Raw genomic sequence first — 20,703 nt, 5'->3', positions numbered from 1 at the left:
AAAGCCAGGGTTTTAACTGAATCAGTTGAAACCCTGGCCTAAATAAACTTACTTTTCGAGCCATTTTCTTGCATTAACAAAAGCAGCAACCCATGGTGTTACTTCATCATTACGGTCTTTTGGGTAATTTGCCCAGTTCCATTGAAAAATGGAACGCTCAATATGTGGCATCATCACTAAATGTCTGCCTGTTTCATCACAAATCATTGCCGTATTATAATCAGAGCCATTCGGATTGGCAGGATAACTTTCATAACCATATTTAGCTACAATATTATATCTATCTTCAGTATAAGGCAATTTGAATTTTCCTTCACCATGTGAGATCCAAACACCAAGAGTTGTTCCTGCAAGAGTGGAAAGCATGACCGAATTATTTTCTTGTATAGTTAAAGAGGTAAAACCACTTTCGTGTTTATGACTGTCATTATGCAGCATTTTTGGTTTCTCTTCATGGTTTTTATGAATAAGCCCCAATTCTACAAATAACTGACAGCCATTACAAACCCCAACAGAAAGCGTATCTTCCCTATTAAAGAAATTCTCCAATGCCAATTTGGCTTTTTCATTATAAAGGAAAGCACCAGCCCAACCTTTAGCTGAACCTAGAACATCTGAATTCGAAAATCCACCTACAGCTCCTATAAATTGGATGTCTACCAGAGTTTCCCTTCCAGAGATTAAATCTGTCATATGTACGTCTTTAACATCAAAACCAGCTAAGTACATGGCATTAGCAAGTTCTCTCTCTGAATTGCTTCCTTTTTCGCGAATCACTGCAGCCTTTGGTCGTGGTTTTGTCTCATCAATAACTGGCTTTTTACCATCAAAATCTAATGGGAAGCTGTAATTTAATACATGGTTTTTATATTGATCAAAACGTTCCTTAGCCTTAATGGAACCGCTTTGTTTTTGATCAAGCAGGTAGGATGTTTTAAACCAGAGGTCTCTCAATTGTTCTATATCAAAGTTCCAGTTACCTGAATTATCTTTAATCGCTAATGTTGGCGTAGACGTTACGCTACCAATTTTATGAAAGGACACACCATTTGTTGTAAGTACAGCTTCAGCAGCTTGGTCAGCCTGAAATACGATACCAATATTTTCTGCAAAAAGCTTAGCTATCACATCCTGATCTCCAAGCGAGGAAAGGTCTATTACTGCACCCAAGTTACGGTCTGCAAAGCACAACTCTAACAAGGTCGTTATTAAACCACCACTGCCTATATCATGACCGGCCTGTATATTTCCAGACTTAATTAGTTGTTGTAAAGTGTTAAATGTGTTTTTAAACTGATTAGCATCAATAACATCCGGAGTTTCATCTCCAATTTTGTTTAAAATCTGTGCAAAAGAAGAACCACCAAGTTTGAATCTATCACCAGATAAATTAATATAATAAATAGAACCACCATTTTTGTTTAACACAGGTTCCACAACATTCCTAATATCATCACAATGTCCACCAGCAGAAATAATTACCGTTCCCGGCGAGATCACCTCTTCATTTTTATATTTCTGCTTCATCGACAAGGAGTCTTTCCCTGTTGGGATATTAATCCCAAGCTCAATCGCAAATTCTGAACAAGCTTTAACTGCAGCATATAAACGTGCATCCTCTCCTTCGTTTTTACAAGCCCACATCCAGTTTGCAGAAAGTGATATACTTTCAAGTCCATCCTTTAACGGTGCCCAAACAATATTAGAAAGTGCTTCTCCAATTGCATTACGACTACCGGCAGCAGGATCAATCAAAGCTGAAAGTGGTGCATGTCCAATAGAAGTAGCTATACCATCTTTACCCTGATAATCTAAAGCCATTACGCCACAGTTATTCAATGGTAGCTGCAAAGGCCCAACGCATTGTTGTTTGGCAACTTTACCTCCAACACAGCGATCAACTTTGTTAGTCAACCAATCCTTACAAGCCACTGCTTCCAATTGAAGCATTTGTTCCAAATAAATATTGATTTTGGAAAGCTCATAAGTAACCGGACTATATTTTCTATTTACCGTTTTATCTTGCATGATAACTTTCGGAGAGCTGCCAAACATATCCTCCATCTTTAAGTCCATTGGTTTGGCACCTGTAGAAGCAGATTCGAAAGTAAACCTGTGGTCGTTTGTTACTTCACCGACAATATACATCGGTGCTCTTTCCCGATCAGCAATTTTCTGCAGGGTATCTGCATTTTCTTTACCAATCACCAGTCCCATACGTTCCTGAGATTCATTACCTATAATTTCTTTAGCAGAAAGCGTTGGATCTCCTACAGGAAGCTTATCAAGGTCAATTTTACCTCCAGTTTCTTCAACTAGTTCAGAGAGACAGTTCAAATGACCACCGGCTCCATGATCGTGAATAGATATAATGGTATTATGATCGCTCTCCACCATTCCACGGACAGCATTTGCCACTCTTTTCTGCATTTCAGGATTGGAGCGTTGAATTGCATTCAGTTCAATACCTGTACCCATGGCACCAGTATCTGCTGAAGAAACAGCAGCACCGCCCATGCCAATTCTATAGTTATCGCCTCCGAGAACAACAATTTTATCTTTTAAACCAGGTTTAGCTTTCTTAGCCTGACTCGCTTTTCCATAGCCAATACCACCCGCCTGCATAATTACCTTATCATAACCTAACTTTCTTGCATCTTCTTCATGCTCAAAAGTAAGTAGGGATCCCGTAATCAATGGCTGTCCAAATTTGTTGCCAAAATCTGATGCACCGTTGGAAGCTTTTACCAGGATATCCATAGGTGTTTGGTAAAGCCAATCTCTCTCTACTATTGCCTTTTCCCATGGCCTGTCATCAACAAGACGAGAAAAAGAGGTCATATAAACTGCTGTCCCTGCAAGGGGAAGCGAGCCTTGTCCGCCAGCAAGCCTATCCCTAATTTCACCACCAGCACCAGTGGCAGCACCATTAAATGGCTCAACTGTTGTCGGGAAATTATGTGTTTCAGCTTTTAAAGAAATAACAGAATCAAAATTCTGGATCTGATAAAAATCAGGAACATCAGCACGTTTAGGTGCAAATTGTTGTACTGTAGGTCCTTTAACAAAAGCCACATTATCTTTGTAAGCCGAAACAATTCCGTTAGGATGTGCTTCAGAAGTATTGCGAATCATTTTGAACAGAGAAACTGGCTGTTCTATCCCATCTATAACAAAAGTACCGTTAAAAATCTTATGGCGACAATGTTCTGAATTGACTTGCGAGAAACCAAAAACTTCAGAATCAGTTAGCTTACGACCTAATTTTTCAGAAAGTTCATTTAAATAATCTACTTCCACAGCGCTGAGCGATAAACCATCCTGCTTGTTGTAAGCTGCAATATCTTCAATACTAAGAATTGCCTCAGGCTGAATACTAATCGTAAAAAGATCCTGGTTCAGCTCAATATACTTCTGCAACAGCATGGGGTCAAAGTCTGTAAAATCAGCATCAACATTTTTAAACTCTTCGATCCTCAAAATACCATGAAGAGCCATATTCTGGGTAATCTCCACTGCATTTGTACTCCATGGAGTAATCATTGTAGCACGGGGACCAATAAAGAAATCTGTTAAAACGCTCTCCTGTTTCAATTGAGCACCACCGAAAAGCCAAACTAATTTAGAAATATCTGGTGTGGTGATCGTTCGTTCTAGTTGTACAGCAAAAACAGTATTGCCCTCGTTGGAAAAGAAATAAATCATAGTTCTATTTTATGGCGCAAAGTTAATCAAAAACATAAACAGTACATAAAAACGTGGAGTTAATTAGTGACAGGAAGGCTTTAAACATATTTTTTGTAGTCTGGGATGACTAAACCGAACTAATCAAAGGAATAATTGACTATTCTGGTCATTCTTAACCCTACTGAATCTCATTAATATTCCAGAAATGTATACCTTAGAAGTAATTATAAGAAATAATTGAATTACCAAGAATTAAAATAAAATTTAAACATTATGGGGATAGCTGACGACTTTATGAAAGCTTTTTTGAAGCAACATCCAGAAGCAGGGAATGGAGAACTAAATTTCGAAGAACTAAAGTCCCTAATAGAATAATTTCAACAAAACAAAAACCAAACTCCGACAGCAAATTTTGACGGTTTAAGTTCAGAACAAATGCATTTGCTCCTGCACTTCCCTCTTACAAAGCCAAGTTTACTTGCGCTCAATCAAAATTGCCCAGATGAAATCATTAAAAAAATTCCGTTGTTTGCTTTAACAGAATTATTACTTCATCATATCTTTGCTGTAGGTAAAATTAAATTAACGCCAAAAGGTAATTTGCCCATTGCAATTTGCGAAATGTTATATCAAAGCAAAGAGTTGAATTTCACCTATAAAATATTGATAAAAAAAATCACCGAAGATGATGTTCCCTACATCTGGGTAATTAAAGATTATCTGCTTGTAGAGCGGCTTATCAAAAAGAGAAACAATGTGTTAACAATAACCCAAAATGGTGAAAAGTATTTATTAAAAAATAAAATTGACTGTCTTAGCCAACTAATCCTATTCTTTACACGACGAATAAACTGGATAAACTTCCATCATAATGGGGAGGATGTAACTGGAAAACTAGGATGGGCTTACTCCCTATACTTATTAAAAAAGTACGGTGCGGAGACTAGAGATAGCGAGTTTTACTTCAATAAAATAATGGATGCATTTGGTTCGGAAGATCCAGGAATTACATTAGATTTTAAAAGAGCATATGATCTAAGATTCTTCAATTACTTTTGTAATTGGTTTGGTTTTGCAATTGATGAACAGAAAGATACCCGTTCTTCTCTTTATATAAATCCAAAAATCCGCAAAACGGAACTTTTAGATCAATTGTTTGTGTAACTATTACCATCACATGTGAATATCCAATTTCATTTTCTTATATTTATTTAATTCAAAAAATTAATTATTTTAATCACAATAACAAGATGAAGAAATTTTTAAGTTTATCATTTTTGGTCGTTTTAGGTTTTATGGTAAATGCCCAACATAAGCTGGTCAAGATTTGGGAAACAGACAGTATTATTAATCTACCGGAGTCAGTATTGCACGATGCTAAAGCTAAAATACTTTATGTTTCGATTATGGGAAACAGTCCTAGTGAAAAGGATAGTATTGGTGGAATCGGTTTACTTGGAACAGACGGTAAAATGATTAACATGGATTGGGTAACTGGCCTTAACGCTCCTAAGGGAATGGCTATTTATGGGAATAAACTTTACGTTGCGGATGTAAGTGATGTAGTGGTAATCAATATTTCAAAAGCGAAAGTCGAACAACGTATCCCTGTTGAAGGGGCTCAGTTTTTAAATGATGTGACCATTACAAAAAAGGGAGTAGTCTATATTTCAGATTCCAAAACCAAACGTATTCACCAAATGATTAATAATAAAGTAGTGGTGTACATGGAGAACATTGAAGGTTTAAATGGACTGAAGGCTGTGGGTGATCACTTATATATTGCTGGCGGGGGCAAAAACCTTTTAAAGGCTGATGCCAATAAGACCATGATTAAAGTGGCAGGCTTGCCTAATGGTGGAGATGGGATAGAACCCATTGGTAATGGCCACTTTCTGTTTTCAAGCTGGGCAGGTTTTGTCTATTATGTTTATGCTGATGGTAGAAATGAACTGCTTTTAGATACCCACTTAGAAAAAATTAATACTGCTGATATTGGATATGACCCTATAAAACGCATTGTATACATTCCTACTTTTTATAAAAAAAGTGTAATGGCTTACCAACTGAAATAATAGCCTCATGGAGGGTTGACTTCGAATAGAAGAAAAATTAATAAATATGAATAAAAAAATTGCCGTTGTTACTGGCGGAGCTAAAGGGCTTGGCTTAGCCATAACCAGGAAATTAGTAGAAGAAGGAATTCAGGTCGTCATGATTGGCAGAAATGAAAGTCAGCTGGAAATAATTGCTTCAGAATTAGGTCAATTATGTAGCTACCGTGCCTTTGATCTTCAACAATTAAAAGGTATCCCAGCTTTGATAGCAGATATCATATTAGAATATAAGAATATTGATATTCTAGTCAACAACGCTGGTATCAATATGAAAAAGCCCTTTTTAGAAGTGTCTGATGATGATTTTGCGAGCATAGTACAGACTAACTTAAATGCTGTATTTGCTATAAGCCGGGAAACTATTAAATACATGGTCCTAGCTCAAAGTGGTTCAGTGGTTAATATCAGTTCCATGGCTTCCCAGTATGGCATCCCGAAAGTAATTGCTTATACTGCAGCAAAAACAGGCATTGAAGGTATGACAAGAGCAATGGCAACAGAGCTTTCTCCAATGGGTATCCGAATCAATTGTGTAGCACCTGGTTTTATAAAAACTGCCATGTCCTCTAAAGCATTAGATGCGGATCCGGAAAGAAAAAACAAAGTTTTATCCAGAACCCCAATGGGTAAAATGGGCGAACCTGAAGATGTGGCTGAAGTAGTCTATTTCTTTTCCTCCAACGCTTCAAAATATGTTACTGGTGTAGTGATGCCTGTAGATGGGGGAAATTCTATCGGATTTTAATTAGATCATCAGCAACATTGTAAATGACTGAGCGTTCTTTAAAATAATGTAATCGGACCTAAAAGTCCCATTGATTGCCTCGGTTGTGCTTTTCGCTTATTATTGACCCAATATTGTGCTGTTACATTATCTTTTAGTGATTTCATGTAATTCACCATCACCGTTGTAACGCTAATCTCTAGAGAATTACTCCCTGCATGTAGCAAACCGGGTATAGCATATGCTCTCCGTCCATACCACTTGGTTCCAGCATGTTTACCATTAATCAGCACCTCAGAAATACCAAAAACTTTACCTAAATCCAAGTACTGTATCGAACTATTATCTGATAATTCTATATTCGCACGATAAATTACAGTACCAGAGAAATCTTGATCAGCGGGAACTTTATTTAAATCGGTTAACTCTTCCATTTCAGAATGCTTAACAGATCCATCACTATGTTTAAACTCAACCATCCATTTATGAGTTAGAATTCTGGAACTGGCATTTATGGAAGGAACCGGTTTAAATAACTGGCCATTCCTTTCATTATTAAACACAATTAATTTTGAATCTGCAGGTCCTAAATCAAGAATAACATTTCCATTGTTCAATACTAATTTAAAACGCTCTCCACTAACGGCATCCCAAATCCAGGCTTGTTTTTTCCCTATAACATTATTTAAAAAGGTCACATCTAAACTACAAGTATGACTGCTGCTGGAGTTATTAAACATAAATATCTCTGCTTCTTTGGTTTGATAGCGCACCTGAGTAACATAAGTTTTTGGTGATTTTATACTTACATAAGGTGTAATCGCATATTTCTCTTGAATGTGTTTATACCATTTATTAAAATTACTTTCTGGTTTTTTTAAATAAATAAACCGATCAGGAAAATTTTTCAATTTTGAAACCCACTCCCTTACTGCCTGGTCTTTTTGCTCATGATTATTCCATCCCAATGATTTATTTGGATAAGCTTCAATACAAAAAATCCTTCCGCCATTTTTCACAAAATGATACAAGTGTTTTACTGTGGAGGGTTGGATACTTTTAACCTCTATTAAAAATAAGGTATGGTATTTTCTGGAACCATAATTCATGTATCCTTTTTCCATTTTGGATTCCTTTATCACCTGCTCAGATACATAATCACAGGCGTTTCCATTTTGATGAATTGATTCCCACACCAGCTGTTGATACGTAGGAGAAACAAGAGTTGGAAATGGTTCCATCTGTGCACCAGAATCTCCCCACATATCTCCAATAGGCGCCAATAAGGCAATATCAGCAAACATAGATGCTTGTTGCAACAAAGCCGTGAGCCTAGCCCTATAATCAGTATAGTGTTTAAAGTAAGGCCACATATTATTTTTCTCACTAAAATACCCTCCATAGGTAATCCAGCCAGGAAAAGCAGCATCTTTTGGAGAATAATTAAAACCATGAAAAATAGGATGTGTCATTCCAGAAATAGTACTTTGATCTCCAGCAATTTTAAAGATTTCCAGCGACTCATTAAATACCATATCGGTATTGGTTAGCTCTTCTGAACTGATCGTTTTTTTATCTTTAAGATGAGCTGCTGAAGAAACAAATTTATTGATCATCGTATTACCGCGCCCTAGATGCCATGGGTACTTCGTGAAATCCGCCTCACTAATATCCTCACCAATACCATATTTCAACCAGGTTTCACCCTCAGGAATATCAATATCAAAACTTCCTTCCAATAAATTGTATCCCCTACCATAAGCTTGAGCACGTGATTTTATTTGATGATCAGTGCACCATTGTGCATAAGTTTTGATAAAACGATCATTAAATAACTCCGCTTTGGTGAGTTCAAAATCATATCTCATTCTAACAAACATGGTTTGCATTTCAGAGCTCACCTCTACAGCATAATTTTTGTCCACCGTATTACCCATTCGGCCGGTTTTGAAAAGAAGGAATGGTAAATAAGGATAAAGGTCATATCCTCTTCTCTTTTTGAACTCATCCATCATATCACTTGTCCAGTTAGATCCTTCCATTTCCAGGCTATCCACAAAGAAAGAACGAATATATGGGGCAAGAGGACCTATCTTATCTTGTAAAGGGTTAGTAATTCTATTCAAGTATTTTTTAACCGCATTTTTATCATAATGGTTTAATACAGGCCCTCTCCCTCCTGGGGCACCCTGTATAACCTTCATAAAGCCATCAATTTTAATTAAACCATATAGCGCATATTTGCCTTTTGGAACCGACAATTTAATGATATCATTTTCAATTTGGCTTGTTAGGTTTATGACCTGATCCATACTATATAAGGGATCAGGAAGAAGTTTTAATTCCAAAACCTCCATCGTCCTGCCACTGTAAGGACTTAAAGTTGCTGGGTCGGCTTCTTTAAACAAGTCGAATAAGGAAAATGTAGTTTTCATCGGTCCTTCTAATTTCTTCACTGCAATAACTACCACCTGGGCACGATCATCTTCTTCAAGAAATTCGGCACCAAAAGGAAATCCTGTTCCTCCTAAAAGATCGCAGGTCATCCCCAAAGACTTAGCTTCTATTAGTGTAAACTTCAATAATTCAATCCATTCGTCACTCAACCATTCCAAAGAGGCCACCCCCATGTCGTCTGTTTGAGATGGAAAAGAAATCGGATTAATTTCCACACCTCCAATACCAGCTTCTTTCAATAATCGAAGTTCTCTCGCCAGCTCGGATTTCTCTATTTTATTACCATTCCACCACCACCTAACAAAAGGACGGTCATTAATAGCTGGGTTTTTAAATAATTTATATAAATCACTTTCGGGAACCTCATTAATGGAGTCAATTATTGCTTTTGAAAAGGCATTAGTACCCAACAAGAGCACTCCTGCCGCAGAAAGCAACGAACTTTGTATTAAGAAAGTTTTTCTCTTCATAATTTTTAATATTAGGTATAGCGATTCTTTAAAAAATCTTTCATCCATAAATTTAATCTCCATTGCTCTTGGGTTAAGGAAATATTTCGATCCCCTTTAACCAAGTATGGAGGTGGTCCAAATTCTGGTGTTATTGTAAAATATTCCTTTTTTTTTTGCTTCATCTGTTCCACATATCTATCCCATATTTTCAGATGTTCTTCCAGCGCTTTCGCATATTCCATATTTGAAGGGTCCCAAACTTGAGGCCCCTGGGTATCACCTACCCTTGCATGTATATGACGTGTTTGAAGTATGGCTTCATTTACGGCCAATTGTTGGTCTTCAAGATAACTTTCTGATACACAGAACCAATGGGAAACATCCAGCGTTAAAAAAACCTCCTTATTTTCTTTTAGCACTGGCGCTACAACATGTGCGGCATAAGCCCATTTATTGCGGTGTGTTTCCTGATAAATGGGAATGCCATATGTTTCTTGCATTTCGCTACATACCTGCAGGCAGACTAATATTTCATCGTAAGTATAAAATTCCCTCCCTGTTTGCGCAGTTATAAATAACGGCACCTTTTTATGCTGTATTACTTCCATTAGCTGATGCAAATCAGCCTTTAGTTTAGCGATGTAATTTTCATAGCCAATATAGGGTTCGATAACTGCCATTACTACACAAAAATCCAAATTATACTGTAAAAGGAGGTCAAGTACTTTATCATAATCACACGCTTCTCCAAAAGGAAACCATTCAATGCCTGAATAGCCTGCATCCTTAACTGCTCCTAGAAATTCATCCCAAGGAATAGTTTCAAAACCCCAACGTGGGCACATGAATTTAAGTTGACTCATATGCCTGAAATTAAGAATGATAAATTAGTGGATTTTGATCCTCATTATTTAAAAGATTACCAACTGAAAGCGTTTTTAAATAATCATCAGGCAAAATATTAGCTATACCATTAAAAGTATTTCCGTCTGGCATATAGGCACAAGTCATTGCCCTTCTATGTCCACTGGTCATGTTGGCTCCTGCTCCATGAATGGTTAAGCCATTATGAAAAGAACAACTTCCTGCTTTCATTTTTGCAGATACAGAAACCGTTTGAGCAAACTGTGGATAAGCCTGAAAAATACCATCCATGTTTTTCCCAATTCCCTGATTTTCAAAAGTGGTTTCTTTAAAAGAACCCGGGATAAAATAAAGACATCCATTTTCCAGGGTAGCATCATCTAATGCGACCCAAATAGACAAAGCTTTTCTATCTGAAAAAGACCAAAAAGGAGTGTCAAGGTGCCATGATGTTGGATTGGCCCATGGACGTTTAAATAAGGCTTGGTCATGCCATATCCTAATTCCATCAGCCCCCGAAAGTTGAGCTGCCATTTTCCTTATCCTTTCATCCAACATGACCTCCTTAACCTTGTCATTGGTTTGCCAAAGGTTGAGCAGCTGATCAAAAACCTTTGAAAAATAGGCGGAGTCGTCATTAATCCCATCATCCATACCCACCTGTACATCTTTTCCAGGCATCTTGATTCCTTTTCTTTCACTTACCGCTTCCATAACTGCAATACGCCACTTTTCTAATTCTTCTGGAGATAGGAAGTCCTCAATAACAATAAAACCATTAGTTTGGAAGTCTTTAATTTGCTGTTTTGTGAGTTCACATTTCATATATTCAAAATTAATGCACTACTTTTTTCATCTAAAAACAGGGTAGCGTTTGGATGTACGCGTAATTTAGTAGAAGGAAATTTCTCTGAAATAGCTTCATTTAAGGTATGATATACAGCATTTGCTTTGTTTTCCGCAGGCACTGTACAATAAGCAAAGGGGGCATTAAGTAATGCTGGTATAGTCAAGGTTAAAGCATGCGTTGGCACTTCATCAATATGATTAAAGCAACCATCATTTACTTGCTGCATTCTGCATTGCTCATCCAGGTCCACCACCTTTACCAATACAGGATCATTAAAATCTGCTACATGAGGATCGTTAAAAGCAAGGTGGGTGTTTTCACCAATTCCCAGACATACAATATCAGTCTTGTTTTGATTTAATAATGCAGCATAACGCAAACATTCTTCTTTAGGATCTTCTAAATTACCATTGATATAATTAACAGTATTAAATGGAACTTTTTCAAATAAACGTTCTTTCAAAAAGTTACCGAAACCTTGGGGCGCATCAGCATTAATATTCATGTATTCATCCATGTGAAATGCATTTACCCTATCCCATTCTACATCCTTTTTTATTAAAGCCTCAAAAAAATCATTTTGTGATGGTGCAGCCCCAAATATGATATTTACAAAAGGTTGGTTTTTTAACAAGTGATTGATATTTCCACTCACCGCTTCCGCTACCGCCTCCCCCATGATTGTCCTGTTTTCAAAAACCCTTACCTTGAGGGTGTCTTTTTTAAAATCTTTCATTTGAATTGTTTTAAATTAAATAGCTAGCTAAAATCTTCAGGGGCATTATAAACTACTTTACCGTTAATAATAGTAGTTTTAATGGTAATATTATGATCAAAAATCACCACATCAGCATCTTTGCCTGCAACCAGAGATCCTTTACGATCAGCCACTCCCATAATAGTTGCAGGGGTCTTAGAAATCATTCTTACTGCCTCAACAATAGGGATATCAGCCATTGTTATCATGGTTCTTACCAGTCTATCGGCAGTAGCAACACTACCAGCAAATGAAGAACGGTCGGCCATTTTAGCAACACCATTTTCTACAATAACTTTTAACCCTGTATCTTTATTCCCTAATACACTATCCCCTTCAGGCATACCTGCAGCACGCATGGCATCGGTAATCAGCGCGATACGATCTGGCCCTTTTATTTTATAAACCAATTTCAATAATGGAGGAGGCAAATGAATTCCATCCGCTATTATTTCTACATCCATACTGTCAATTAAATAGGCACTTTCAATAACACCTGCATAACGGTAGGTATTACGTCGAGTTACGCCCGACATAGCAGAGTAAAAATGGGTAGCAAGGGTATAACCATTTTCTACTGCTTCAACAACTTCTTCATAGATAGCATCTGTATGAGCTATTGCGGCCAGTACCCCTTTTGATTTCAGGTATTTACCAAACGCTATTGCACCTTTTAATTCTGGCGCAGCACTCCAGCGTTTAATTACATTGGTATAAGCCAAAATTTCCTTATATTCTTCCATATCTGGATTACGAATATACCTGGGATCTTGAGCACCACTTTGGTTCAGCGCAAAATATGGCCCTTCCAAGTGCATACCCAAAAATTGGGCTCCTTTAGTATTCCTTTTATGGGCAAGGGTATACAGATCAATGGCTTGAAGTAAATCCTCCTTTTTACAAGTAAGGGTTGTTGGCACCATAGCTGTAGTACCGTATTTAGCATGAATTTCGGCAATCTTTAAAAATGCATCCTCCTCACCGTCCATAAAGTCATGACCTCCACCTCCATGTACATGAATATCAATAAATCCGGGAGATATATAATTACCGCCTGCATCAATTACCTCAGCATCTGGAGCCTCAATATCTCCCTCACTAACCGCTGAAATAGTAGTGCCGCTGATCAATAATGTACCGCCGTTAATAATTCGTAATGGTGTAATGATGCGACCATTGATTATTTTAATTCTTTTCATATTTGAAGTTTATACTATTAACGAACCTAGGATTCCCATTTCCAGTCCTCTTATTTCGGCAAGACCTTTTAATCTGCCAATGGCAGAATATCCAGGGTTTGTAATTTTATTTAAATCATCCAGCATTTGGTGACCATGATCTGGCCGAAATGGAATTGAAATTTTTAATTTTTGTTGCAATAACACCAGTTCTTTAACAATAGCATACATATCACTATCTCCACCCAGGTGACTGGCTTCATAAAAATTACCCTCGCTATCCTTTGCCACATTTCTAAGGTGTACAAAATGAATCTTTTCAGCAATTGATTTAACCATAGCTGGCAAATAGTTATTTGATGAAGCACCTAAAGAACCCGTACAAAAGCAAACTCCATTTGCAGGATTATCAACCTTATTTAAGAAATAGTCAAAATCACTTTGGCTGCTCACTACTCTGGGCAAACCTAAAATCGGAAAAGGAGGATCATCTGGGTGTATCGCTAATTTGACACCACATTCTTCCGCTGTAGCACTTATTTCTTTTTGAAAAGAACAAAGATTTTCCCGCAAGGTATCTGCATCAATATCATTGTATAATTCAAGCTTCTCCAGCATATCAGAAGTAGAAGCTTTCTTTTCTCCAGGAATTCCAAACATCACCACACCGGCAAGATCTTCCAATTGTTTTTTAGAATAACCTTTGAACCGCTCTTCCGCTTTTTGCAAAACAATAGGAGAATAAGAAGTATCTGCATTTTTCCGCTTCAATATAAAAATGTCAAAAACGGCAAGGTCTATCCAATTAAAATATAGGGCTAAAGAAGCATCAGGCATTTCATAATTCAAAGAAGTGCGGGTCCAGTCATTTACCGGCATGAAGTTATAAGTAATTACAGGTATCCCACATGCTGCAATATTTCTTACGCTACTTTTATAATGTTCAATATATTCTTTATACTTCCCTGTCCTTGTTTTTATATCTTCATGTACTGTTACACTTTCAACTACAGACCATTTTAGACCAGCACCTTCTATAATACGCTTTCTCTTAATCATCTCGTCTACAGTCCATATTTCTCCATATGGAATATGGTGTAATGCGGTTACCACTCCTGTAGCACCAGTTTGTTTTACATCCCTTAACGTCACAGAATCTGAAGGTCCGAACCAACGCCAAGTTTGTTCCATGTTAAATTTCATATGGTATTTATAAATGTTAAATAATCTTCTTGTTTTTCTACCCTTTTTCCATCTCTTGAACCTGATTGCAAAGCCAAATACGAACAGCGACAGACAATCAAGAGCCCAGGTATCACTAAAAAATTTGACGCCTTTAAATTACAATAGGAATCAACGTTAACGTACACGAATATAGTGTATTTTTACTTATTTTTATTGACTTCAAAATAAGTATTGAATTTTTTTATCCTTGAATCCAAAAGTTATTTACCCGATCCAAGTTTATGAACAGCAATCTTGAGATTCTTTTAAACAAAATAAACAATCATGATGAAATTAAAAAAAGCGATTTTAACGGTACTAATTGCTGCTATAGCACTTACCATCAAGGCGCAAAGCTTTGTGTTGGAGCCTGACCTGCCCCTAACTGCTTTAACAGATACAACTCATTTTTCCTTATTAAATTCTCGTTTAGGCAGTAGGTTCACCTTCTCCTTATTAAATGAGAAGCAAAACATTCAGACTGGAAGTTTGGGTTTTGATATGGACGAACAAACAGGTTTACTAATCAGTTTAGAGCATAATAATAAACGCTATTGCTTCAGAACGACCTCACTGCCCAGAAATACACACTATTTTAAAAATCAACAATTAAAGTTTGGCCCCACTTCCATGGTCTTAACCGGACAAACAGATGAGGGTATGGCTGTCAGTTTTACCTTAATATCCTCTTTTACTAAATCGGAAACCCTCCAAGACAGTACTGCGATCAAAGTTCAGATTTTTCCAGGATATTATTTTCTTGTTAATATCGAAAACAACAATAGCACAATACAAACATGTAAATTGAGTATCGCATTGGCCAAAACACCGGTAAAAAGCTTTAATTTTATGAGTCTGGAGCCTATTAAGCCTGATAATTTGGAACAGCAAATCTATTTTCGCGACAATGCAGACGTAAATGGAAAAATCGTTTTAGCTGCTGTTAAAAACAAAGCCAATGGTGTATTTAACAATGATGGCTTTGGGGGGTTAGTTTATAATTTCTCCATCAATCCTAAAAGTAAAAAAGAGTTTTCTCAGATTTATGCTGCTTATAATGATAATATAGTTATTAAAGATAGACGGGTAAATCAATCCCTTAAGTTTTATTACACCAAATATTGGAATAACGTTGAGGAAGTATTAAAATATGCACAGGAAAATTTTGATAAAAATCTTCAACTAACTCAAGAATTTGAAGATGCTTTAATGAAAAGCAGTATTACTACAAAAGAAAAATGGACTCTTGCATTAGCCTTCCATACAGATTTGGCTAATACCTTCTTTCTCCTTGATGAAAATAATAACCCAAGGTTTTACGTTTCTGAAGGAAGATTTAAACATTTAAGTACAGTCGACGTAGCCCACGAAACTGAAGTAAATGCGATTTTCAGTCCATGGAGATTAAAACTTCAACTGGCGCAATGGACAGATTATATTGCTAGAGCAGAAGTTACCGTACCAGCAAATGCTGTTCAAAATAAGCCGTCCTATCAACAAGGGATGACTGCTGCAGCATACGGCCCTTATCTTCATCATGATGTAGGTGATTTACCCTTTGTTAGTGAAACAGCAAATTACAATTATGGACCGCACATGGCTGTAGAGGAGAATACTTCTTTTGTTCTCCTTCTTTATTGGTACTGGAAAATAAGTAATGACGATGCATTCGTTAAATCAATACTAGGAACGGTTGATGTATTGCTGCAATCCGTAATCAACAGAGATGTGAATGGAAACGGAATAGCTGATATGGCCTATGGATGGACAACCTATGATGCCAATGAATCGCTAAAATTATCTCCGGATAACACTTTTCTGGGTTCAAAGCAGTTTTCTGCTTACGTAGTTGCTTCAGAAATGTTTAGGGCATTAGCGATTAAAGAAAAAGCGGTATCAATTGAAGTGACCAAAGCTGGTGTTGTTGATGGTGAAGGCGCAGGATTTCAAAGATTAGCGATTGAAGTTAATAACGAGAAATTAAGAAATAAACAAGCCGCAAAATATGAAACTGAAGCCCGTACCATTCTGGCAACCTTAAAAAAAGCGCAACTAAAATATGGTTATATACCCGTTAGTTTAAACGAAAAATTCCCCAAATGGAAACAGCGTTCAGTTATGATTGGTGAAGGTTTATTTTTACCCGGTTTAGGTGGTTCGAAATCTCCCTTACTAAAAGAACTCGCGAGTGTATTAAAAAAGGATTATCCTACTACTTACGCAGAAAGTATAACTGATTATGGCATTAACTTAACTACAGATGAAGGAACCACCTGGTTTAGCAAAACAATAGTTGCTGATGTAGTTGCCTCACAATGGTATGGAATTGATCATTCTACAGCAGCATATATCTATGAATGGAATAAGAATAGTCCTTATGCTTATAATGATGGATTGCTTAAAAAAGGAGATGTTTGGATTGGCTATTGGTATCCAAGAGGGATTTCTGCTTTAGGCTACTGGCTCTTAAAAACTACTGCTCAGCAAAAGCATTAATAATTTACTTTAATAATCAACTCCTTTTTTATAGAAAAAAAGGAGTTGATTATTATAAATATCTTTCTTTTAAAAGAGCCTTCATAAAAAGGTTAATATCCCATAAAGAGCTTAGTGGTTCCTGCGTAAATGGAAGCTGCTGCATGTATGGAAAAGGACCGAACTCACAGGTAATTGTAACTGACTTTGCCTTATTTTCCAATTGATGTTGAATAATGGCATCCCACCATTCCAAATGAAAACCTAAAGCTTCCTTCCATTCTGGAGCCGCCGGATGGTTAACTTGTGGTCCCCCCGGATATCCAACCCTGCAATGAAAATGTTGAGTCCTGCTAATTGCTTTCCAAACGAGTTCTCGCTGATCCTGCAGGTATGATTCTGCCACACAACACCAGTGCGAAAAATCTGCTGTCAGCTTCAAATCCGGGAATTTATCTAAATAAAAAGCTGTAGATGAAGTGCAAAAGCTAAATTTGCCCCGATGCGTTTCATGTAAAATAGTAACTCCTGTTTCTTTACTTATCCGTTCAGCAATTTCAATAAGCTGAACATTTTGCGTTTGGGAAAAGAAATCCTTCCCAGTCTGTGAATTAATAAAGAGCGGCTTCGCCACTGCTAAATCATATAACCTGAACTCATATTGTTGTGCATGTGCGACAAAATCAGCGGTAGTGGTCTCAAAATGTTGCCCAATCCACTCCAATTGATTAGCTTTTAGAAGGGTGAGCATTTCCTCCCTCTCTTCCTGATCTGCAGGTAGATTAGCTTCGATCCCATCATATCCCGCCTGCTTTACTTTTTCTAAAAAAGCAAGCCAGGTTGAATGCCTGTTTCCCCACCTTGGCACATAAAATTTTATTTCCATCATTTAATTTGGATTTATATATTCCTTTTGATATTGTTTTGGAGTTAAGCCAGTCATTCTTTTAAACAAGCGATTAAAATAAGATGGGTTATTAAATCCCGAAGCAAAAGCAACTTCAAAAATGGTGAAATCACCTTTCAGTAATAATTTTGAAGCATTCCCAAGCCTGATTTCGTTCATGAAATCTTTAAATGTCTTCCCCGTTTTCTTTTTAAAATACCTGCAGAATGCTGCTGTATTCATATTACACCTGGCTGCAATCGCTTTTACACTTAGGTCATTCATAAAATTATCCAACACATAATCATATACCGCATCTATCTTTTCGATGTCGTTGCTTTTATAATGGTGCGCATAACCAATACTGCATAAAAAACTAAACTCTTTTTGTTCGGCAATAGTTAATAAAATATCTGTTAAGCCAATTATTTTCTGACTTTCGTTCATGGTAAGAAAGGCCAACATTTTCTTTTGTAGTATGGCGCTGGTTTGCCCCGTAATAAAGATTCCTCTTCTGGCATCCTGAATTAAATCGAGCACTGGTTTCATTGGTGGGATTTTTAAAAACTCTTCCCCAGCAAAGCCCTCACTAAATCGAATGATAATTGCCTCCGCACTATTTTCTAAGCTATTTTGATAGTGAGAACTGTTATTTCTCCAATAATGAGGCAACCGGGAACCCAAAAGAACAATCTCTCCCGATTTAAATTCAGAAATATGATCACCAATAAACTTTGTCCCTTCACTTTGAATGATATAGGTCAGTTCCAGCTCTTCATGAAAATGCCACGGATTAGAAAAACAACTTACCACCTCTTTTCTAACATCAATATGAAATTTACTGTAGCCTGGTACTTTAAGATGAAGCGGTTTCATAGTACAATAATCATTAAATATTTTCAAAATACTCCTATTAAAGCAAAATTTGTTCTATAAATAGCAAATTACCATTTAAACCAACCTATTTTATTGCTTTAGCTTAGTTAAACCAAATAACCTTGCGAGCTTTATGAAAATATCTTATGGATGGAAAATTTGTATCCTGCTTTTTTTCAGTACAACCATTAATTATCTCGACCGACATGTTTTAAGTATTCTTGCTCCAGAGTTACAAAGTCTCTACCATTGGACAGAAGTAGAATACAGTTACATCGTTACCTCCTTTCAAGTTTCTTATGGTTTGGGAGTGGTATTAACAGGAAAATTGTTGGATAAATATGGGACAAAATGGATATTTGCCATTGCGGTTTTCTTATGGAGCATTGCTGGTATGACTCATGCTCTTGCAAGATCGGTCTTCAGTTTTAGTGTGGCAAGATTTGGCCTGGGAATTGGAGAATCGGTTAACTTTCCTGCCAGTGTAAAAACAGTAGCAGAATTGTTTCCTGCCTCTAAAAGAGCTTTTGCAACTGGTTTTTTTAATGCTGGTTCTAATATTGGTGCAATAATAGCTCCACTGCTTATTCCTTTTATAGCTTTACGGTATGGTTGGCAATGGGCATTTATCCTAACTGGTGCTTTAGGATTTATATGGATCATATGCTGGCTGCTGATTTATAAAAAACCTAAAGTAGAAGTAAATATCTCTACTATCTCTGTAAAAAACAAGAGCTGGAAACAGGTGGTTTTCAGAAAAGAAACACTTACCATTTGCTTGGTGAGATTTATATCTGATCCAACCTGGTGGTTTCTACTCTACTGGTTACCAAAATTCCTTAATGAAACAAAATCAGTTAGCACAGCTTCATTGGGATGGCCTTTAATTGTGGTTTATCTTATGGCTGATGCAGGAAGTATTGCCGGGGGAAGCTATTCTTCTTACCTGGTCAAAAAAGGAAAAGGAATTTATCCATCCAGAAAATTAACCTTATTGATCTGTGCTTTAATGGCTTTGCTGCTTTCTGCCGTTGGCCTTACAGACCAACTTTGGACTGCCGTAATCCTTATCGGTTTAGGAGCAGCCGCGCACTGCGGTTGGACAGCTAATATTTTTGCCCTGATCACAGATATTTATCCCGCCGAAGAAGTAGGTACCGTAATGGGGGTGGCTACGCTATCTGCGGTAAGTGGTGGTATCGTATTGTCGCTACTTACAGGACGAATTTTAGCTTATACCGGAGGTTACAGTTACATCTTTATCATGGTTAGCTGTACTTACATTATCGGCTATTTTATTCTCACCCGCTTTATTCCAGAAATTAAATCAACCCAAACATAATAATGATGAATTACAAAAAAATAATACCAGAAGATAAAATTAAATTTGATAAGGATGGCTATCTGCTCATTAGAGGAATGTTGAGTAAAGATGAAGTAAGCAAACTGCATGAAACAGCCATCAATGATAAAGTAATCAGCAATAAATCTTATGACCGGGGCGATGCCAACGGTTTAAGAACCAAATTAGCCTTATGGTATTCTTTAGCTGATGATTTATATAGTTTATTGGCAAGAAGCGAGCGGATTGTAAATGCGGTAAGCTTGTTACTGGAAGGAGAGCCCGCTCATTTTCACTCTAAATTAATGCAAAAAGAACCAAAAGTAGGTGGCGCATGGGAATGGCATCAGGATTATGGCTACTGGTATAGAGATGGATTTTTATACCCACAAATGCTGAGTGTACTTACTGCCTTAACCGCTGCAACAAAAGAAAATGGCTGTTTGCAGGTTATCAAAGGCTCTCATCTGTTAGGCAGGATAGACCATGGATTTAGTGGCGAACAGGTTGGCGCAAATCAGGAAAGAGTAGATGAAGCGCTCAAAAGATTGGAATTGGTTTATGTAGAGATGGAACCTGGAGATACTTTATTTTTTCATAGCAATACCATCCACCGTTCTGACACGAATAACAGCGACTCTCCACGATGGTCATTAATTTCAGCCTATAACTTAATTTGCAATAAGCCTTTTAAGGGAGAAAATCAATCTTCAACCACTCCTATTCAAATCGTCAAAGATGAACGTTTATTAAACTCTTCGAATGAAGGAATAAAGGAGAATGCTAATTTTCTTTTAAAATAAAATAAGCTCCT

At 37.0% G+C, this 20,703-nt stretch carries 15 protein-coding genes; 6 read left to right on the top strand and 9 right to left on the bottom strand.

All coding sequences use genetic code 11. From position 1 onward, the window contains the following. Nucleotides 1-48: 48 nt before the first annotated feature. Nucleotides 49-3,705 (bottom strand): phosphoribosylformylglycinamidine synthase, encoded by a 3,657-nt coding sequence (purL, locus tag AAKU52_RS11360; RefSeq protein ID WP_354333476.1) that lies wholly within the window; start codon nt 3,703-3,705, stop codon nt 49-51. Nucleotides 3,706-4,122: 417 nt separating this feature from the next. Between purL and AAKU52_RS11355 the strand changes: the two genes are divergently transcribed. The 3 genes from AAKU52_RS11355 (at nt 4,123) to AAKU52_RS11345 (ending at nt 6,549) form a co-directional block, all read left to right on the top strand. Continuing rightward, complete coding sequence (locus AAKU52_RS11355) at nt 4,123-4,851, top strand: hypothetical protein (protein ID WP_354333474.1); 729 nt, start codon at nt 4,123-4,125, stop codon at nt 4,849-4,851. Nucleotides 4,852-4,937: 86 nt separating this feature from the next. Beyond that, a complete protein-coding gene (locus AAKU52_RS11350; protein WP_354333472.1) occupies nt 4,938-5,762 on the top strand; it encodes an NHL repeat-containing protein in 825 nt (274 codons plus the stop codon). Nucleotides 5,763-5,808: 46 nt separating this feature from the next. Next, the gene (locus tag AAKU52_RS11345) at nt 5,809-6,549 is read left to right on the top strand and encodes an SDR family NAD(P)-dependent oxidoreductase (protein ID WP_354333470.1); all 741 of its coding nucleotides are present in this window, start codon (nt 5,809-5,811) and stop codon (nt 6,547-6,549) included. A 38-nt stretch (nt 6,550-6,587) separates the two neighbouring features. Here AAKU52_RS11345 and AAKU52_RS11340 read toward each other — a convergent pair whose 3' ends face one another. From AAKU52_RS11340 to uxuA, 6 genes are read right to left on the bottom strand one after another with little or no spacing between them, the layout of a single operon-like run. Then, the gene (locus AAKU52_RS11340; RefSeq protein ID WP_354333468.1) at nt 6,588-9,455 is read right to left on the bottom strand and encodes a glycosyl hydrolase; all 2,868 of its coding nucleotides are present in this window, start codon (nt 9,453-9,455) and stop codon (nt 6,588-6,590) included. A gap of 11 nt (nt 9,456-9,466) precedes the next feature. Next, a complete protein-coding gene (locus AAKU52_RS11335; RefSeq protein ID WP_354333466.1) occupies nt 9,467-10,300 on the bottom strand; it encodes a sugar phosphate isomerase/epimerase family protein in 834 nt (277 codons plus the stop codon). A 10-nt stretch (nt 10,301-10,310) separates the two neighbouring features. Then, nucleotides 10,311-11,126 (bottom strand): phytanoyl-CoA dioxygenase family protein, encoded by an 816-nt coding sequence (locus AAKU52_RS11330; RefSeq protein WP_354333464.1) that lies wholly within the window; start codon nt 11,124-11,126, stop codon nt 10,311-10,313. Then, a complete protein-coding gene (locus tag AAKU52_RS11325; RefSeq protein WP_354333462.1) occupies nt 11,123-11,887 on the bottom strand; it encodes a glucosamine-6-phosphate deaminase in 765 nt (254 codons plus the stop codon). The genes AAKU52_RS11330 and AAKU52_RS11325 overlap by 4 nt, the downstream gene beginning before the upstream one ends. Before the next feature lie 23 nt (nt 11,888-11,910). Further along, nucleotides 11,911-13,107 carry an N-acetylglucosamine-6-phosphate deacetylase gene (gene nagA, locus AAKU52_RS11320; protein ID WP_354333460.1) on the bottom strand — a complete coding sequence of 399 codons (1,197 nt, stop codon included), beginning with the start codon at nt 13,105-13,107 and terminating at the stop codon, nt 11,911-11,913. A 9-nt stretch (nt 13,108-13,116) separates the two neighbouring features. Continuing rightward, complete coding sequence (uxuA, locus tag AAKU52_RS11315) at nt 13,117-14,277, bottom strand: mannonate dehydratase (protein ID WP_354333458.1); 1,161 nt, start codon at nt 14,275-14,277, stop codon at nt 13,117-13,119. 318 nt (nt 14,278-14,595) lie between these two features. Between uxuA and AAKU52_RS11310 the strand changes: the two genes are divergently transcribed. Beyond that, entirely contained in the window at nt 14,596-16,806 is a 2,211-nt protein-coding gene (locus AAKU52_RS11310) for a glycoside hydrolase family 52 protein (RefSeq protein ID WP_354333456.1), read from the top strand. 52 nt (nt 16,807-16,858) lie between these two features. Here the strand turns inward: AAKU52_RS11310 and AAKU52_RS11305 are convergent, their stop codons facing one another. After that, nucleotides 16,859-17,674: a sugar phosphate isomerase/epimerase family protein gene (locus AAKU52_RS11305; RefSeq protein ID WP_354333454.1), complete on the bottom strand. Its 816-nt coding sequence runs from the start codon at nt 17,672-17,674 to the stop codon at nt 16,859-16,861. Continuing rightward, nucleotides 17,675-18,547 (bottom strand): AraC family transcriptional regulator, encoded by an 873-nt coding sequence (locus tag AAKU52_RS11300; protein WP_354333452.1) that lies wholly within the window; start codon nt 18,545-18,547, stop codon nt 17,675-17,677. A 133-nt stretch (nt 18,548-18,680) separates the two neighbouring features. On the opposite strand from AAKU52_RS11300, the gene AAKU52_RS11295 reads away from it, so the two are divergent. Together AAKU52_RS11295 and AAKU52_RS11290 are read left to right on the top strand one after the other, a co-directional pair. Further along, nucleotides 18,681-19,889, top strand: a complete 1,209-nt coding sequence (locus AAKU52_RS11295; RefSeq protein ID WP_354333450.1) for an MFS transporter — start codon at nt 18,681-18,683, stop codon at nt 19,887-19,889. A 2-nt stretch (nt 19,890-19,891) separates the two neighbouring features. After that, entirely contained in the window at nt 19,892-20,692 is an 801-nt protein-coding gene (locus AAKU52_RS11290) for a phytanoyl-CoA dioxygenase family protein (protein ID WP_354333448.1), read from the top strand. Nucleotides 20,693-20,703: the final 11 nt, after the last annotated feature.

This window comes from Pedobacter sp. CG_S7, from assembly GCF_040544395.1.
In the GTDB taxonomy this organism is placed as follows: Bacteria; Bacteroidota; Bacteroidia; order Sphingobacteriales; family Sphingobacteriaceae; genus Pedobacter.
Note: the sequence above shows the minus strand (reverse complement) of the source record. Positions and strands in the feature narration are given on the sequence as shown.

Coding starts and splice junctions, on each gene's coding strand:
- purL (WP_354333476.1), bottom strand. CDS start 3,705: ATGATTTATTTCTTTTCCAACGAGGGCAATACTGTTTTTGCTGTACAA.
- AAKU52_RS11355 (WP_354333474.1), top strand. CDS start 4,123: ATGCATTTGCTCCTGCACTTCCCTCTTACAAAGCCAAGTTTACTTGCG.
- AAKU52_RS11350 (WP_354333472.1), top strand. CDS start 4,938: ATGAAGAAATTTTTAAGTTTATCATTTTTGGTCGTTTTAGGTTTTATG.
- AAKU52_RS11345 (WP_354333470.1), top strand. CDS start 5,809: ATGAATAAAAAAATTGCCGTTGTTACTGGCGGAGCTAAAGGGCTTGGC.
- AAKU52_RS11340 (WP_354333468.1), bottom strand. CDS start 9,455: ATGAAGAGAAAAACTTTCTTAATACAAAGTTCGTTGCTTTCTGCGGCA.
- AAKU52_RS11335 (WP_354333466.1), bottom strand. CDS start 10,300: ATGAGTCAACTTAAATTCATGTGCCCACGTTGGGGTTTTGAAACTATT.
- AAKU52_RS11330 (WP_354333464.1), bottom strand. CDS start 11,126: ATGAAATGTGAACTCACAAAACAGCAAATTAAAGACTTCCAAACTAAT.
- AAKU52_RS11325 (WP_354333462.1), bottom strand. CDS start 11,887: ATGAAAGATTTTAAAAAAGACACCCTCAAGGTAAGGGTTTTTGAAAAC.
- nagA (WP_354333460.1), bottom strand. CDS start 13,107: ATGAAAAGAATTAAAATAATCAATGGTCGCATCATTACACCATTACGA.
- uxuA (WP_354333458.1), bottom strand. CDS start 14,277: ATGGAACAAACTTGGCGTTGGTTCGGACCTTCAGATTCTGTGACGTTA.
- AAKU52_RS11310 (WP_354333456.1), top strand. CDS start 14,596: ATGATGAAATTAAAAAAAGCGATTTTAACGGTACTAATTGCTGCTATA.
- AAKU52_RS11305 (WP_354333454.1), bottom strand. CDS start 17,674: ATGATGGAAATAAAATTTTATGTGCCAAGGTGGGGAAACAGGCATTCA.
- AAKU52_RS11300 (WP_354333452.1), bottom strand. CDS start 18,547: ATGAAACCGCTTCATCTTAAAGTACCAGGCTACAGTAAATTTCATATT.
- AAKU52_RS11295 (WP_354333450.1), top strand. CDS start 18,681: ATGAAAATATCTTATGGATGGAAAATTTGTATCCTGCTTTTTTTCAGT.
- AAKU52_RS11290 (WP_354333448.1), top strand. CDS start 19,892: ATGATGAATTACAAAAAAATAATACCAGAAGATAAAATTAAATTTGAT.